Origin of the sequence: Paraburkholderia terricola, assembly GCF_900142195.1 — a bacterium.
Taxonomy (GTDB): Bacteria; Pseudomonadota; Gammaproteobacteria; order Burkholderiales; family Burkholderiaceae; genus Paraburkholderia; species Paraburkholderia terricola.
In genome coordinates, this window is sequence record NZ_FRAB01000010.1 from 102173 (window position 1) to 116702 (window position 14530).

The window sequence follows — 14530 nt, forward strand, 5'->3', positions numbered from 1 at the left end:
ATGCTCTCGCTGCGCGCCGCATCGCGGGTCGGCTCGGTGTTTCCTCGGTGTTCCCTCAGTGTTCCTTTACTTCGGCCTGTACATCGACGCTCGGCCAGCCGCCGCCCAGCGCCTTATAAAGCAGCACCGTGTCGGACAGAATCAGTTGGTGATTGGCAAGCAGTTGCTGTTGCGCTTCGAGCAACGTCCGCTCGGTTTCGAAAACTTCGAGTTGCGATACCACGCCAAGGCGCAATTGCGACTGAATCTGATCGGCGACGATTTGCAGACGCGACACTTCCTCCTGCAATTCCACGCGCTGCGCCTTATGCGAATTCAGATTGACCAGCGCGTTTTCCACTTCCTCGAATGCGCCCATCACGGCCACGCGATATTGCTGTTCGGCAACCGTCGATTGCGCTTTCGTGACCTTCACATGCGCCCTCACGCCCGGATCGAGCAACGGAATGTTGATGCTGGGCATGAAGCCGTAGGTGAACGACTTCAGCAGGTCGGTCAACGCGAAGCTGGCGGTGCCGCCGTGCCCGGTGAGGCTGATGGTCGGCAGTTGCGCGAGCTTGGCCTGGCCGACGAGGTCGTAGGCTTCCAGCACTCTGAATTCCGCGGCCACCACGTCGGGACGGCGTGCGAGCAGTTGCGCGGGCAAGCCGCCGGGTACGGGAGGCAGTTGCACACGTTGCTGCAAATGGCCCTTGGGTAGCTGGAATTCACCCGCCGGCACGCCGAGCAGCGTGGAGAGCGCGTTGTTGGCGAGGTCGCGCGAGCGGCGCAGTTCGAGCAACTGATTCGTCAAGCGGTTGATTTCCGCCTGCTGGCGTAACACCTGAGTTTGCGGCACCAGGCCGCTGCGGCGCTGGCCGTCGTAAATGGCGAGAATCTGTCGGTTCGTGACGAGTGTTTTCTGCTGCTGCTCGATCTGATCGTCGAATTGCAGGATCTGGAAATAGGTGCTGGACACATTCGACACGAGTTCCAGATAGCCGGCGCGCCAATCCGCCTCGCTTGCGTGGAATTCGGCCTTTTGCGCCTGCACGCCCTTGGCGACCTTGCCCCAGATGTCGATGTCCCAGTTCACCTGGGTCCCGAGGTTGTACTGCTTGGCGAAGGTTTGTCCGGTGGTCTTCTGGAAACTGGCGCCGGCGCCGAGGTCCATGGTCGGCAACGCGCCGGCTCTCGCTTCGCCGATCTGCGTGCTGGCGACCTCGATACGCGCGGCCAGCACCTTGATATCGAAGTTGCCCGCGATCGCTTTGCCGATCAGCGTGTCGAGATACGGATCGTGGAAGCCCTTCCACCAATCCGGCTCGATGGTCGCCGTGGCCGACACGGGCGCGCCTTGCCGATCGGACCACGAGGTCTTCTCCGGCGTGTCGGGCCGCTTGTAATCGGGCATGCTGACATCGACGCACGCAGACAGCGAGAGCGCGCATAGCGTTGCCGCGCAGAGCCCGCGAAACGCCTGAACCACGCGCTTTGAATTCGCCGGCCGCATTGCCGGACAGCATGGCGCCGATGTCGCGAAGAAGCGCTGACGAACCGATGAATCAAGCAACGCTGACACGATTTTCTCCGATGACACCGGCTTCGCTGCACGAGGAGAGCGCACGCTTCAAGTAAAGCATCTCCCGCGCGGCTTCACCATCGAAGCGATGCAGGAAGATGAAGCGCGGGGATCGGCGGTGACGCGAGGTCGTATGAAAAGAACGATTGGTGCGAGAACTTTTTCAGCTATTCCCGGTGCGCGATCCGCGGAGGCCTTGAAGCCTCCGCGGCGGCGTGCGCCGTTCAGGACACGAAGATGTTGTTGCTCGACGTCACATGCGGGTTGATCGTGGTCGAGACGCCCGCGACGAACGCTGCGTTGTTGCCGTTCGCGCTCTGGATGTTCATCGTCGTGTTGATCAGTTGGGTGGCGTCGACGGTCTTGCTGTTGTTCGGCGCGTACACCGGCGTGAAGTTGAAGTACGACGAGGAGGGGCCGAAGCCGCCGCGCACGGCGCTCATGGCCTTGCTGTCGAGTTGTTCGGTGATGGACAGGTCTTTGATCATCAGTGCGTTCATGGTAAATCTCCTGGAAGGGGTTACTGCACAGTGCTTCGGTTGGGTTCGAGCAACTTGTCTGCTCGAGTGTCACTAATGCATGGGCTGTGCCAGTCTTGCTTCCCGATCCTAAGAAATTTGCCGGAATGCTTTAGATAAAGGGCTTGCGGTACGATCCGCCGCGAGAGCCGATGCAACGAGGGGGAAACGATCAGCCGCGAGTGGTGGATTGCAGCCAACAACGCGCGAGAACTTGTTGGCTGCGGCGAGACAGCGGCATCGGCAAGCCGTGTCTCGCGCCGGCTCACCGCGCAATGACCGTGATTTTCTTCGAGTACACCGGCGGATTGTGCGGAACATGCGCGGCGTCGCCCATCAACAGTTGCAACGTGTGCTTGCCCGGCGGCAGTTGAATCGTGGTTTCCGTTTCGCCCGCGCCGAAATGGAGGTGATTGCGGTCAGAGGGAATTTCCTGATCCGGCGGCGGCAGATCGGCGTCGATCAACAGATGATGGTGGCCGGTGTTCGGAAATTTGACGCCTTTCGGCGCGACGCCCATATAGCGCAAGCCGAACCATACCTTGAACGGCCTGTTCGCCGGCACCACCTGGCCGTCGTTCGGATAGCCGATATACGCATACGCGCCGGCCGGCGCCGCCGTCGGCCCGGCTGTGGCGATATTCGGCGACGCCAGGGCCGACAGCGTCATGAACGCGGCGGCCGCGATGATCTTGTACATATTGGTCTCTCCGTCCTGACGGACCCGTTTTGAATAAACGGCTCGCGCTGGTCTTATTGCACGGTGATGGTGATCTTTTTCGAGTGCACGGGCGGTGCGTGCGGCACGTGGTTGTGATCGCCGAGAACGAGTTGCAACGTATGCTTGCCCGGCGGCAACTCGATGCGCGCGTCCGTTTCGCCCGCGCCGAAGTGCAGGTGATTGCGGTCCGACGGAATTTCCTGATCGAGCGGCGGCAGATCGGTGTCGATCAGCAGATGGTGATGCCCCGAGTTCGGAAACGCGACGCCCTTCGGGCACACGCCCATGTTGCGCAGTCCCATGCGCACCCATAGCTTGCCGCCGTGAATCACCGCGCCGTCCGGCGGCCAGATGATGTACTCCTCGGCGGTCTGCGGCGAGGCGGTTTGCTCGGCGAGCACGGGCCCGCAGAACACCGCGCCGCCTAGCATCGCGAGAACGACGAGTGTGTGGGTTCTTCTCATTGCGCACTCTCCCGAAGAGTGGTCATGGCCGCCTCGGCCGCAAGGCTGCCGGGCGTCCTGCTGGATGTCGCGAGCGCGCGCGTTGTTGAACGGCCGCCTGATTAAAACGACATGCCGCGTTACTTTGTGAATCAGCTTAGGACGTAACTTGCCAAAAAGATACGCAATGCTCGTTAACCGTATAACGCACTGAGGATAAGCGACAGTTGTGGCGTTCGAAGCGCGTGCTATCGTTGTTAGCAGGTTGCAGATGGATAGTCGTGGCGGCGTCGATACTTCTCTCCGGTTCACTCTGGCGGTTGCCGCGAGCGGCGCGGTGCTCGAATGCCTGGGTTCTGTCCGGAACAAACAGGATGTGAAGATGTGGCGAATATTCGTGCTGGTGTGCGTGGCCGGGGTCATGCAGGCGCATTGGGGCAGTGCTTGCGCGACTGCGCCAAATGTCCGGGCGGAACATATCGCGGCGGCGCCCGGCATGGCGGTCTCCGCGTTCGCGCCACACGAGAACAATGCGGCTTCTCCCCGCGTCGCGCTCGTGATCGGCAACGGCGCGTATGGCGATCGGGCGGACCCGCTTCGCGATAACGCACCGCGCGATGCCGAAGCCATGCGCGATACATTGCGCGCGCTCGGCTTCGATGTGATCTTGCGCACCAATGCGACACCTCGGCAAATGCAGCAGGCCATTGGTGAATTCCATCGGCGTTTGCGCGCGGGCGGCACCGGTCTGTTCTATTTCGCCGGGCATGGCGTGCAAGTCGGCCGGCAGACGCTGCTCATTCCCGCCGGACTCGATGCACGCTCGCCCGCTTCGCTCATCAACGAAAGTGTCGACCTGAATAGCGTGCTTCAGGCGATGCATACAGGCGGATTCAATCTCGCGATCCTCGATGCCTGCCTGAATAATCCCTTTTCAACTGACGTCACGTTCGCCGGACCGGCACTTTCCGCTAACACACTGGTTGCCTATGCCACCGCGCCCGGCGGTTTTGCCGCGGATGGCATGCGTCATGGCGTCTACACCAATGCATTGCTGCGCGCGCTCGACGGCGCTTCGTCGCAGGATTTTTCCGCGCTGCTGGAGCGCGTCGCCGCTCGGGTCCGCGACATGACCGGCGGTGAGCAACAGCCGTGGATGGCTTCGTCGCTGACCGAGCCATTTCGCCTCGCGGGGAATGTCCATCCCGCATCGCTCGTGGCCGTCAACGAAACCGATCACGTCGTGGCACTGCGCAGCCGAGGCATTCTCCCGAAAGACAGCAGCGAGCAATACGAAATCACGTTCTGGAATTCGATCAAGGACAGCAACTACCCCGCCGATTACGAGGCCTATCTGAAGGCGTACCCGAACGGCCGCTTCGCCACGCTCGCGCATGCACGCATTGACCGGTTGCGCGCGGCGGCGTCGAATGCGCCGGCTACCGCGCCCGCGCCGCAAGCCGCGCGTCCAACCGCCCCAACCGCTCCAATCGCTCCGGCCAGCGCGCCACCGCAAGAACGCCCGCGCGCGACGCCCACGCCAGGCGCAAGCGCGGCGCCGGCTACGGCTCCGCCCACCGCATCGGCCGCGCAAAAGCCCGCAACGCGTCCACCGAGCGCGGGCGAGAGCCGCGATTGCGCCACCTGCCCGATCATGATCGCGTTGCCGGCCGGCTCGTTCCCGATGGGCAGCGGCACCGACGATCCTTCCGAAAAACCCGTGCATCACGTGAACATCGGCGCGCCGTTCGCCATCGGCAAATACGAGGTGACGGTGGAGCAATGGAACGCGTGCGTCGCCGCCAACGCCTGTCCGAAGCTGACACCCGAGAGCAACGCCAACAAAGCCGCGCCGGCGCGCGACATCAGTTGGGACGACGCGCAGCAATACGTGAAGTGGCTGAGCAAGACCACCGGCAAACCGTACCGCTTGCCGACCGAGGCGGAATGGGAATACGCGGTCCGTGGCGGCACGTCGACCGCCTACTGGTGGGGCGATCAGATGCGCAAGGGCAACGCCAATTGCAAGGACTGCGGCGACCCGTGGCATAAGGAAGGACCCGAGGCCGCCGGTTCGTTCGCGCCGAATCCGTTCGGCCTGTACGACATGAACGGCAGCGTCTGGGAATGGACAGCCGATTGCTGGCACAACTCCTACCAGGGCGCGCCCGCCGATGGCCGCGCGTGGGAGAACCCCGCTTGCGACATGCGCGTGATTCGCGGCGGTTCGTGGCGTGAAGGCGGCGGCTACATGCTGAGCGCGACGCGCTTCAAGTACAGCGCGGGCGTGCGGCAATCGCAGGATGGCTTTCGGGTCGTGAAAGACCTCAGGTGAGGCGGGCGATTTGCGCTCGAATCATCGGCGCGCGGCGAAATCCGGGCGCGTCGGGTTCGCGCTCGCTCAAGGCGCACGCGGCTTCGTCGTGATCGGCGCGAAGTCGGCGACGATACGCTCCTGCCCATATTTGCCGCCGATCTGCGCGAGCCGCGCATCGAGCGCGCGCAGATAATCGGCGCGCGATTCGCTCTCCGGGCGCGGCTTGTCGAATAGCGGCGCCGGCGTGATGAGCAGCACCACCATCTCCGATCCGAACGGTTTCGAAATGACCCAGTCGCCCGCGCTGCCGACCGTCGCCGCATAGCGCGGCGGCGCCTGATTGTCCTTCGCGCGCGGACTCGGCACCATGTGCACGACGTTGCCGTCGAGCTGGTAGTAGTCGAGGTTCACGTAGGAATCGTAGGCGGGCGTGGTGACGTCGACGACGAGCGAGTCGCCTTCGCTCAACTGTCCGCCGGGTGGCCGCACATGCAGCGCCGCCACGCGGCCGGCTTGCCAGTTGTGAATCCAGTACGGTGCGAGCGCCTTGACGGTGTCGCATTTGTCGTCGGCAACCGGCTCGACTTCGAGCGCGACGGCATCGACGCCTGGCAAGGCGCTGAGCGTGTCCTTCAGACGCGCCGCGCCATGGCGTTGCGACATGTAGCCACGCACGGTCAACGCGTGGTCCTGCGCGGAAGCGGCGAGCGCCGAACACGGCACTTGCGCGAGTACCGGCGTGACGGCGGCGAGCGTCAGCGCCGGTTTGGGAGCGGGTGGCGTTGCAACGGGTGGCGAGGCCGGTGCCGCGGCGGACCCAGCGGTGGGCTCCGTAGTGGAACCCGCGGTGGAACCTGCCGTCGCCGCTGGCGCGGGCTCCACCTTACCTCCTGCAGCCTCGCTCGACGACGACGAAGCCGCCCGATCCGCCGACGCCTGCGAAGCACTATCGACCGGCTGCACGCCTTTCTGCCGATCCGGCGCCGAGCGCAGCGCGAACACGCCGACCGCCGCCGCGCATACCACCGCGAAACCCGCGAGCCCCACCTTCGCCAGCTTGCCGGACTTCTCCGCGCGCGCTTCGTTGTCGAACTCCGCGATGAAGCGCACCACGCTCGGCATGCGCGTGGTGCGGTCGAACGAGAGCGCGGCACGCAACGCGCGCCACTGTCGCGCGTCCAGGTTCGGCGGCCGTTGCGGCTTGAAGTCGGCGTTGCGGGCCTGCGTCGCCGATAAACGATCGAACGGATGGTGGCCCGTCAACAACTCGTAGGTGATGCAGCCGAGCGCATAAATATCGTCGCGCGGATCGGGCTCGCGATGCTCGATCATTTCCGGGCTCGCATACGCGGGCGTCAGCGCGCCGAGGCTGCCGGGATCGAACACGGTGGCGTCGCTCTCTTCCTCCGGCCGCTGGAACACGCGGGCAATGCCGAAGTCGATCACCTTCACTTCGGCATTCGTCGTCAGGAATACATTGGCGGGTTTGAAATCGCAGTGCACGAAGCCGCGTTCATGCGCGTAGGCGAGCGCGCTGCACATGCCGCGCACGATCGGCAGCGCGGCGCGCACCGGCATGCCCTGATAGCCCGGCGTGCGCAGCAACTGGCTGAGCGGCTTGCCGTTCAGGTACTCCATCGTCAGATAGACGATCGGGCCGTCGCGGTCGAAGTCGTACACCGTGATGATGTTGCGATGCGCGAGCACCTGCGCCTTGCGCGCCTCGCGTTGCAGCGCGACGAGCGAATTCGGATTGCCGCGGAACTGCACGTTGAGCACCTTGACCGCGAGATACGGCTTGCGATCGGACGCCTCCAGCTTGCGCAAGTCGAGCGCCTTATACACCGTGCCCATGCCGCCGACGCCGAGACATTCCTCCAGCACGAAGCGGTTGTTCAATGTGTCGCCGGTGCCTTTGATCTGGTCGTGGCCGGGAGGATTCGCGGCACCCGGCGTACTTGCGCCACCCGGCTTTTGGCCCGCGCCTGCGGAGCGTGCCGACGGAATATCGACCGTGGTCTGAATGCCGGTTTCCTCGCCGCCCGCGGCCACGTTCGAGACGCGCAACTGCTCGATGCGCCGCCGCACTTCCGCGTAAAGATCCTCGGGGAGCGGTGTCTTGCGATGCGCCGTGCCGAGCATCTCCAGCAGCTGCGTGGGACCGAGACCTTCGGTCGTCAACGTGCTGTCGAGTTGAGCGACGAGCTCGTCACGCGACAGCTCGCCGCTCTGGAAGTCGTGAATCACACGCGCAAGGCTAGCCATTTGTGCGAAGCGCCGCCGCTGCCGTTGGGCCGGATCGCATGCGACCGAAACCGCTCGGGCTGATAGAAAACCTGTCGTAACCAGTTACATGTGCCGCTTCGATACTAGCCCCCGGCCCACGCTTTCGCAAACCAGGATTGCCCCGCTGCGTGCGCGCCGTGACGGTGTCGCGCGGCATCCAACAGCATGCGGCGCTCTGTCGGGCGCGTCCCACCAGTAGCGAGAGGCAGAAGCGCGTCCATGGATCGGCTCGAACGCGTGAGTGCGGCTCGAACGCCCCATGCAGCAAGCCTGCGCAAACTTTCTTTGGATGCCCGAATAAAACTGGCACAGGCCGTGCATTAGTGACACTCGAGCAGACAAGTTGCTCGAACCCAATCGCAAGACTCTCATTTTTTCTTCCAGGAGATTTACCATGAACGCACTGATGATCAAAGACCTGTCCATCACCGAACAACTCGACAGCAAAGCCATGAGCGCCGTGCGCGGCGGTTTCGGTCCCTCGACCTCGTACTACAACTTCAGCCCGGTCTTCGCTCCGAACAACAGCAAGAAGGTCGACGCGACGCAACTGATCAACACGTCGATGGACATCCAGAACGCCAACGGCAACAACGTCGCGTTCGCCGCCGGCATCCATTCGACGATCGACCCGAGCATCACGTCGAGCAACAACATCCACGTGTAAAGCGCGACGAGGCGAAGCGCCCGTGCTCACGGGTCTCTTCGCCTCGCGTCGTCCACGCCCGTCTTCCGCGCACCCTTGGAGATTCACCATGTCATCCCTCATGATTCGCGATCTGTCTCGCACCTGTTATCTCGACCGCCGTGCCATGTCGGCGGTGGCCGGCGGCACCGGCACGCCCGGTCTGCCGTCCGTGGCCGGCCTCGGCACCATTGCCAACGTCAACGTCGCGATAAACCAGAACCTCACCCAGTTCCAGACCGTCAACGTCGCCGCGCTCAACAACATCGGCGTGATCGGCGCGGGCGTGGTGCCGCTGCACCTGAACGTCAGCCCGGAACTCTTTGGCGGCAACTTCGCCGCCGTGTGACGGCGTGCGGTAGCGAAGGACCGGGGGCTTCCCTACTGCCGCCTGTTCATAATGAAGCGGCGCGCTGCAAACAGATTTCCTATACTCATAGTGCGACGAGACCACCGCACACTTAACGACATATCGAAGCGGCGACCGGACAATTGCACCGGCCGCCCGCTCGGCATTTTTTCCGGAGCCCTCATGGCCAAGCTCATGATCAAGGATCTCACCGACAGCGTCGAACTCGACCGCCAGGCGATGGCCGCCATTGTTGGCGGAGCGCGCATCGGTGCGCGATTGAATGGCGCGGTGCCACTCGTGCCGGCCTCGGCGCGCGTCGTCGAATATCCGCCCGGCTTTCCCGCCGCGCACCAGACGGTCGTCACGGCGGCCATGCAGCGCAGGGCATTGCGCCGCTACTAGATTTGGATTCCACTGTTGTCCGCAACGGCACGCGCTCGATGCGCGTGCCGTTCGCGTTTTGAGCGGCGGGCGCGTGTGCGCCCGCGTTCCTCGCATCCCTCGCATCCCTCGCATCCCTCGCATCCCTCGCGTCCGGTCGCCATCCGCAACCGCCGCATGGAGCGCCGCCAGCCAACAACCGGCGCGCGAGCTGTGGGACCGCGCCGCACACTCCGATTCAATTCCGGGTCGATCGAATGCGGCGTTTGGCTGGGCCATGCCGCGCCGCCTAGACAGGACGCGCGTTGCCGAACCGCCCGTTTTTTCCGCGCCGGCCGCACGCAAAATGGCATAGCCCTTGCAGAAGTCAGGCTGAGCACCGCATCGTGCTCGCCCGTCCACTTTCTGGAGTAACGCCATGAAATCCACTGTCATCATCAAAGACCTGCCGCGTTCAGCGGACCCCGCCCACGACGACACGCTCACCGCCGAACAGATGAAAGCGCTGCACGGCGGCCGTTCGGTTGTCGTCACCGTCGACAAGGGCGGCCTGGGCCAGGTCGACGATTGGGAAATCAACACCGCCATCTTCGAAGGCCGCATCAAAGGGTCCTACCTGTAGGACGCGCGAGATGTCCGCAATTGGAAACACCCCTGCGCCAGCAAACGCGCAGGGGCGTCAGACCGCCCGTCAAGAACGGATGTCGCAGCGTATCGGCTTCAAACGGCTCCGTTTCGACATCCATCCTGGGCACGCGCCTTGCTCACTCACGACATCGATGCCGCCTTTCGCCAGGCGCCCCGAGGGCGCGCCTTGCGTGGCTGTCGTGAAAGAAGGTCCGTCAACCAAGCGGAGGTCTTTAACATGCTGGGAACCATTCTTCTGATTGTGCTGATTCTTCTCCTCCTCGGCGCGCTGCCGACCTGGCCGCATAGCCGTTCATGGGGCTACGCGCCTACCGGCGGTATCGGCGTCGTACTCATCGTCGTGATCGTGCTGCTGGTCGCCGGGGTGATATAGCCCGATCGAAACGCCCGGTTCGATACTTCGAACCAGGCCGGCCGCTGCTGTCGATGCAGGTCGCCGCATCGATATCCGGCGGCTTTGCCGTGTCGATTGCCGGATTGGATTCACATGGCGAAGCCGGAGAACGCGATGGAAAAGCTACTCGAGAATCAGGTTGCGCTGGTGACCGGCGCCAGTTCCGGCATTGGATACGGCGTTGCACAAGCGCTTGCCAACGCGGGCGCGGCGGTGGTCCTGAACTATCACACGCATGCCGAATCAGCCGAAAAGCTCGCCAACGAGATTGAAAAGGCGGGCGGCGCAGCGCTCGCGGTTGGGGCCGATGTGGCCGATCGCGACCAGGTCGAGAGCATGTTCGATGCGTGCCGCGCGCGATTCGGCACCGTCGATATCGTGGTTGCGAATTCGGGCTTGCAGAGAGACAGCGCATTTGCCGAGATGACGCTGGAAGACTGGCAAACGGTATTGGCGACCAATCTGACCGGGCAATTTCTCACGGCGCAATCAGCCGTGAAGGAATTCCGGCGACGCGGGCCACGGCCCGTGTCAAAGGCGCTCGGCAAGCTCATCTGCATGAGCTCGGTGCACGAAGTGATTCCCTGGGCGAGGCGCGTCAATTACGCCGCGTCCAAAGGCGGCGTGCTGATGTTCATGAAATCCCTCGCGCAAGAAGTGGCGCCCGAGCGCATTCGCGTCAATTCCATCGCGCCGGGCGCGATTCGCACGCGGATCAACAAGGACGCCTGGGAATCGAAGCCCGAGCAGGACAGGCTGCTGCAGTTGATTCCCTACGGTCGCGTCGGAAACCCGGACGATATCGGCAAGGCCGCCGTCTGGCTCGCTTCCGATGAAAGCGATTATGTGGTGGGCACGACCTTGTTCGTCGACGGCGGCATGACGCTTTATCCGGAGTTCGCCGACAACGGCTAACGTCCAGGTGCTTTCTCGCCGTCGTCACCGGCGAGCAGTTGCTCGAAAAGATCCGCGTCGCCCATCTGTCCGCCTTTCAGCATGATCTCCATGCCGTCGAGTTCAGCACGGTCGGCGTGAAGGCGGCATACGGTGACGCCTGCCGGGAGCGGCGCGAGATAGGACAAGCCCCAGGCGCCGAGCACGCGCACGGCGAAACTGGACGTATCGCCGCCCGCAATGCCGATGCGTCGCAAGTGCGCGTTGCCGAGCACCTGTCGCAGCAGCGCGGCGCATGCGTGCGTGAGCCGCGGCAACGCGCCTGCCGTGTGTTCGGCACGGCGCGTCGTGAAGGCGAGGACGTTGCGTCCGTCGCGCAATGGTCCTGTTATCGCCGCGGCGCGCGTTGCCAGATAGTCGGACGCGCTATCGCCGGTCATTTGCAGCGGGTCCAGTTCCACGCGCAGATACGAATGCGCGGCGGCAATCTGCACTTCGGTCAATGGCGAGAGGCTGCCTGCCAGCACGAACACCGGTCCTTCTGCGCGCGCCAGCGTTACGTGCTCGCGCGCTTCGGCGTGTTGATGTTCAGCGCGCGGATCCAGCGCCAGCGAATAAGCCTGCGCGACGCTGCTCGCGCCTACCGCGAGCAAGGGCGCCGATTCCGCCGCGTGATGCGCGATCACGCGGCCAATCGCTTGCAGATGCGAGTCGTCGAGCACGTCGAACAGCAATGCGTCGGGTTTCGATTCGAGCCGACGCCGCACCTCGGTTTGCAACGCGGCATCGCCGGCCGTGTAGCAGCGCCAATCGACCGATTGCACGTTTTCCACGCCCTGCCGTTGCAAATGCACACGCAAGTCCGCTTCGTGCATCGGCGTCACCGGATGACGGCTCATCGTCGGATGACGGTCGATCCGGTAGATCGACTGTTGATGATCGTCCGCGCCCGCCGCCGCGAACAGTTCGGCGAACACGCAATAGCGCCGCAAATTCGGCTGCCCGCCGACCACCGCCACGAGCGGATTCGCGCAGTGCTCGCGCAGCGTGCGAATCGCCACGCCGATGCTGCCGATCTCCGGCGCGCTATCGAATGTCGAGCACACTTTGTAGTGCATCACGCGCACGCCGAGCGCGGCAAATGCGGCGCCGGCGCGCGACAGCTCCGCTTGCTGTTCAGCCGGCGACATCGTCCGCGCCGCGCCGGCAACGCCGAGCGCGTCGAGCCGCCCCAGCGTCGAAAGACGCGCGGCATCGGGTGGCGCGAAGAACAGCATGGTGCGCAGACCGGCGCGGGCGAGATGCGCGAGCGTGTCGGTCGCGCCTGTGAAGTCGTCGCCATAGAAGGCGTAATGCGGACCGTTGCCATGCAACCGGCGCGAGTCGCTGATCTCTTTGATGACCTGTGCCTCGCTCACGCTCGCCCGCCGAAAAATGCCAATGCGCGCCGCAGTTCCGGCATATGCTCCGCGAACACCGGCAACGGCGTGTGTTCCTGCACGGCCGCCCATGCCTGACGCACGCTCGTCACGCCTGCCGCCGGACCATCGGGATGCGCGAGGATGCCGCCGCCCGACATGAACAGCAAGTCGGTGGAGCGCACCGCGTCGAATGTGGCTTGCACGGTGCCGGCCCACTGGCCCGACGAAAACGCCGGCAGCACCGGGTCGTCGCAACCCGACGCGAGCGGCTTGGCGCAATCGCGCGCCGACTCGATCACTTCGGCGTCGCTCTGCGCGAATTTGCCGGCGAGGCCGTGCACGTGCATGTGATCCACGCCGGTCAAACGCCATAGCGTCTGGTACGCCTGAAACGACATGCCGAGCGCCGGATCGCGCGACATCATCCCGTAGCCGTTGCGGTGCGCGTGCAGCACGAGCGGCGTGGCGCGGCGCAGCGCCTGGATTGCGGAAAAACCGCACCAGTTGATGCTCGCCATCACGCAGGTGCCGCCCTCACACTCGACCAGTTCCGCATGACGGCGCATCGCGTCGAGTTCGTCGGTGATATTGAACGCGACCATCACGCGGCGGCCGCTGCGCTCGCGGTAGCGGCGCACTTCCGCCATCACCGCTCGCACGCGCTCGGCGAGCGGCGCATGCGCGGGGTTCGCGCAGACTTCATCGTCCTTGATGAAATCGACGCCCGCTTCGCACAACTCGCGCACCAGCGCCGCCGTTTGCGCCGCGCTCAAGCCCACGTTCGGCTTGATGATGGTGCCGATCATCGGCCCGCCCGTCACTTCGGTCAGCACGCGCGTGCCCGCCACGCCATGACGCGGCAGTTCGAAACGCGCGCGATACGCGACAGGCAAGCGCAGCGAGAGCAGCCGCATGCCGGTGACCTCGCCCAGATCGTACAGATTGCCGGCGACGGTGGCGGCAAGCGTCGGCAGATTCGCGCCGATGTTGGCGAGCGGAAACGACAGCGTCACGCGCGCGCGACGCCACGGTCCCGGCGTGCCCTGGCGCGCGAGCCATGCGCTCGGCAAGCTGGGTTGCGACGCGGGTTCGAGTTCCTCGATGCGCAGCACGCTCGCGCGGCTGCGTGCGCGCAGCGCATCCGATTCGTTGGCGACGCGCACGAATGTGCCGCTCGACTGCTCGCCCGCCATCACGTCGGCAACGCGGGCGGGATCGAGCGGCGTCTCGATCAGATAGTCGGCTTCGAGCGTGTCGTCGTGAACGGTGTTCCGTTGCAGCGTGGCGTTCATAGCGCGTTCAGATCAGGAAAGCGGCGCACCGGCTCACGGCCGTCCCAATCGCGCGACGCCGTGTAGATCATGTCGAACAGCCTGCCTTTCGGCCCGGCGATCTCCGAGAGTTCGATGACCGTGCCCGGATGATCCTCGGTGTCGAAGTAGACAAAGCGCCCGTTGCGGCCCACCTCGCCGCTCATCGCGACCTCGAAGCCCTGCTCCTGCAAGCGCGCGAGGTCCGCGTCGAACGAGGTCGTCCAGTATGCGTTGTGCTGCAAGCCGGTGTTGCCGGCGGCGAGAAAATCGCGGTACATCGAGGGTGCGTCGTTGCGCGTCTGGATCAGTTCGACCTGCAATGGCCCCGAGTTCGCCAACGCCACGGAGTTGTGCACCTCGTACGATTGCCCGCGATACATGTAGTTCTCGATCGGCACGCGTTCGTTGTAGAACCACGGGCCCACGCCGAGCACGCGGCTCCAGTACTCCATCGCGGCCTCGATATCGCGCACCACGTACCCGGCCTGACGAATCTCGCCAAAGAAACGACTCATGAAACTCTCCCGATGCTGCCAGTTTTTAAAGGACGAGCGACGCCCCGGCGCGGCGGCAATGCAGCGCCCGAGTGTCGAACC

The 14530-nt window shown here is 64.3% G+C and carries 15 protein-coding genes; 7 read left to right on the forward strand and 8 right to left on the reverse strand.

Annotation, left to right across the window (positions count from 1 at the left end):
- Positions 1-55: 55 nt before the first annotated feature.
- The 4 genes from BUE39_RS11255 to BUE39_RS11270 all read right to left on the reverse strand — a co-directional run bounded on the left by BUE39_RS11255 (position 56) and on the right by BUE39_RS11270 (position 3231).
- Positions 56-1492: an efflux transporter outer membrane subunit gene (locus BUE39_RS11255; RefSeq protein ID WP_176035765.1), complete on the reverse strand. Its 1437-nt coding sequence runs from the start codon at positions 1490-1492 to the stop codon at positions 56-58.
- 293 nt (positions 1493-1785) lie between these two features.
- Complete coding sequence (locus BUE39_RS11260) at positions 1786-2061, reverse strand: hypothetical protein (RefSeq protein ID WP_073428736.1); 276 nt, start codon at positions 2059-2061, stop codon at positions 1786-1788.
- Between the two features lie 283 nt (positions 2062-2344).
- Positions 2345-2779, reverse strand: coding sequence for a DUF4399 domain-containing protein (locus BUE39_RS11265; RefSeq protein ID WP_073428737.1), 435 nt, complete (start codon positions 2777-2779; stop codon positions 2345-2347).
- 53 nt (positions 2780-2832) lie between these two features.
- Positions 2833-3231 carry a DUF4399 domain-containing protein gene (locus BUE39_RS11270; protein ID WP_073428738.1) on the reverse strand — a complete coding sequence of 133 codons (399 nt, stop codon included), beginning with the start codon at positions 3229-3231 and terminating at the stop codon, positions 2833-2835.
- Between the two features lie 394 nt (positions 3232-3625).
- Between BUE39_RS11270 and BUE39_RS11275 the strand changes: the two genes are divergently transcribed.
- The gene (locus BUE39_RS11275; RefSeq protein ID WP_073428820.1) at positions 3626-5578 is read left to right on the forward strand and encodes an SUMF1/EgtB/PvdO family nonheme iron enzyme; all 1953 of its coding nucleotides are present in this window, start codon (positions 3626-3628) and stop codon (positions 5576-5578) included.
- A gap of 66 nt (positions 5579-5644) precedes the next feature.
- Here the strand turns inward: BUE39_RS11275 and BUE39_RS11280 are convergent, their stop codons facing one another.
- Entirely contained in the window at positions 5645-7825 is a 2181-nt protein-coding gene (locus BUE39_RS11280; RefSeq protein ID WP_073428739.1) for a serine/threonine protein kinase, read from the reverse strand.
- A gap of 415 nt (positions 7826-8240) precedes the next feature.
- On the opposite strand from BUE39_RS11280, the gene BUE39_RS11285 reads away from it, so the two are divergent.
- From BUE39_RS11285 to BUE39_RS11310, 6 genes are all read left to right on the forward strand, one after another.
- Complete coding sequence (locus tag BUE39_RS11285; RefSeq protein WP_073428740.1) at positions 8241-8513, forward strand: hypothetical protein; 273 nt, start codon at positions 8241-8243, stop codon at positions 8511-8513.
- Between the two features lie 88 nt (positions 8514-8601).
- Positions 8602-8880 carry a hypothetical protein gene (locus tag BUE39_RS11290; protein WP_073428741.1) on the forward strand — a complete coding sequence of 93 codons (279 nt, stop codon included), beginning with the start codon at positions 8602-8604 and terminating at the stop codon, positions 8878-8880.
- A gap of 183 nt (positions 8881-9063) precedes the next feature.
- The gene (locus BUE39_RS11295) at positions 9064-9285 is read left to right on the forward strand and encodes a hypothetical protein (protein WP_073428742.1); all 222 of its coding nucleotides are present in this window, start codon (positions 9064-9066) and stop codon (positions 9283-9285) included.
- Positions 9286-9682: 397 nt separating this feature from the next.
- The gene (locus tag BUE39_RS11300) at positions 9683-9886 is read left to right on the forward strand and encodes a hypothetical protein (RefSeq protein ID WP_073428743.1); all 204 of its coding nucleotides are present in this window, start codon (positions 9683-9685) and stop codon (positions 9884-9886) included.
- A 243-nt stretch (positions 9887-10129) separates the two neighbouring features.
- Positions 10130-10285 (forward strand): DUF3309 family protein, encoded by a 156-nt coding sequence (locus BUE39_RS11305; protein WP_073428744.1) that lies wholly within the window; start codon positions 10130-10132, stop codon positions 10283-10285.
- 135 nt (positions 10286-10420) lie between these two features.
- Positions 10421-11221, forward strand: a complete 801-nt coding sequence (locus BUE39_RS11310) for a glucose 1-dehydrogenase (protein WP_073428821.1) — start codon at positions 10421-10423, stop codon at positions 11219-11221.
- On the opposite strand, the gene BUE39_RS11315 is transcribed toward BUE39_RS11310, so the two are convergent.
- The 3 genes from BUE39_RS11315 to BUE39_RS11325 are packed head-to-tail and all read right to left on the reverse strand — an operon-like array spanning position 11218 to position 14449.
- Positions 11218-12618 carry a four-carbon acid sugar kinase family protein gene (locus tag BUE39_RS11315; protein WP_235004856.1) on the reverse strand — a complete coding sequence of 467 codons (1401 nt, stop codon included), beginning with the start codon at positions 12616-12618 and terminating at the stop codon, positions 11218-11220. The genes BUE39_RS11310 and BUE39_RS11315 overlap by 4 nt on opposite strands.
- A complete protein-coding gene (locus BUE39_RS11320) occupies positions 12615-13913 on the reverse strand; it encodes a ribulose-bisphosphate carboxylase large subunit family protein (protein WP_073428745.1) in 1299 nt (432 codons plus the stop codon). Before BUE39_RS11320 ends, BUE39_RS11315 begins: the two co-directional genes overlap by 4 nt.
- The gene (locus BUE39_RS11325; protein WP_073428746.1) at positions 13910-14449 is read right to left on the reverse strand and encodes a VOC family protein; all 540 of its coding nucleotides are present in this window, start codon (positions 14447-14449) and stop codon (positions 13910-13912) included. Before BUE39_RS11325 ends, BUE39_RS11320 begins: the two co-directional genes overlap by 4 nt.
- Positions 14450-14530 lie beyond the last annotated feature (81 nt).

What these genes read in the sequence shown, in the direction of transcription:
- BUE39_RS11255 (WP_176035765.1), bottom strand. Translation starts at nt 1,492, where the DNA reads ATGCGGCCGGCGAATTCAAAGCGCGTGGTTCAGGCGTTTCGCGGGCTC.
- BUE39_RS11260 (WP_073428736.1), bottom strand. Translation starts at nt 2,061, where the DNA reads ATGAACGCACTGATGATCAAAGACCTGTCCATCACCGAACAACTCGAC.
- BUE39_RS11265 (WP_073428737.1), bottom strand. Translation starts at nt 2,779, where the DNA reads ATGTACAAGATCATCGCGGCCGCCGCGTTCATGACGCTGTCGGCCCTG.
- BUE39_RS11270 (WP_073428738.1), bottom strand. Translation starts at nt 3,231, where the DNA reads ATGCTAGGCGGCGCGGTGTTCTGCGGGCCCGTGCTCGCCGAGCAAACC.
- BUE39_RS11275 (WP_073428820.1), top strand. Translation starts at nt 3,626, where the DNA reads ATGTGGCGAATATTCGTGCTGGTGTGCGTGGCCGGGGTCATGCAGGCG.
- BUE39_RS11280 (WP_073428739.1), bottom strand. Translation starts at nt 7,825, where the DNA reads ATGGCTAGCCTTGCGCGTGTGATTCACGACTTCCAGAGCGGCGAGCTG.
- BUE39_RS11285 (WP_073428740.1), top strand. Translation starts at nt 8,241, where the DNA reads ATGAACGCACTGATGATCAAAGACCTGTCCATCACCGAACAACTCGAC.
- BUE39_RS11290 (WP_073428741.1), top strand. Translation starts at nt 8,602, where the DNA reads ATGTCATCCCTCATGATTCGCGATCTGTCTCGCACCTGTTATCTCGAC.
- BUE39_RS11295 (WP_073428742.1), top strand. Translation starts at nt 9,064, where the DNA reads ATGGCCAAGCTCATGATCAAGGATCTCACCGACAGCGTCGAACTCGAC.
- BUE39_RS11300 (WP_073428743.1), top strand. Translation starts at nt 9,683, where the DNA reads ATGAAATCCACTGTCATCATCAAAGACCTGCCGCGTTCAGCGGACCCC.
- BUE39_RS11305 (WP_073428744.1), top strand. Translation starts at nt 10,130, where the DNA reads ATGCTGGGAACCATTCTTCTGATTGTGCTGATTCTTCTCCTCCTCGGC.
- BUE39_RS11310 (WP_073428821.1), top strand. Translation starts at nt 10,421, where the DNA reads ATGGAAAAGCTACTCGAGAATCAGGTTGCGCTGGTGACCGGCGCCAGT.
- BUE39_RS11320 (WP_073428745.1), bottom strand. Translation starts at nt 13,913, where the DNA reads ATGAACGCCACGCTGCAACGGAACACCGTTCACGACGACACGCTCGAA.
- BUE39_RS11325 (WP_073428746.1), bottom strand. Translation starts at nt 14,449, where the DNA reads ATGAGTCGTTTCTTTGGCGAGATTCGTCAGGCCGGGTACGTGGTGCGC.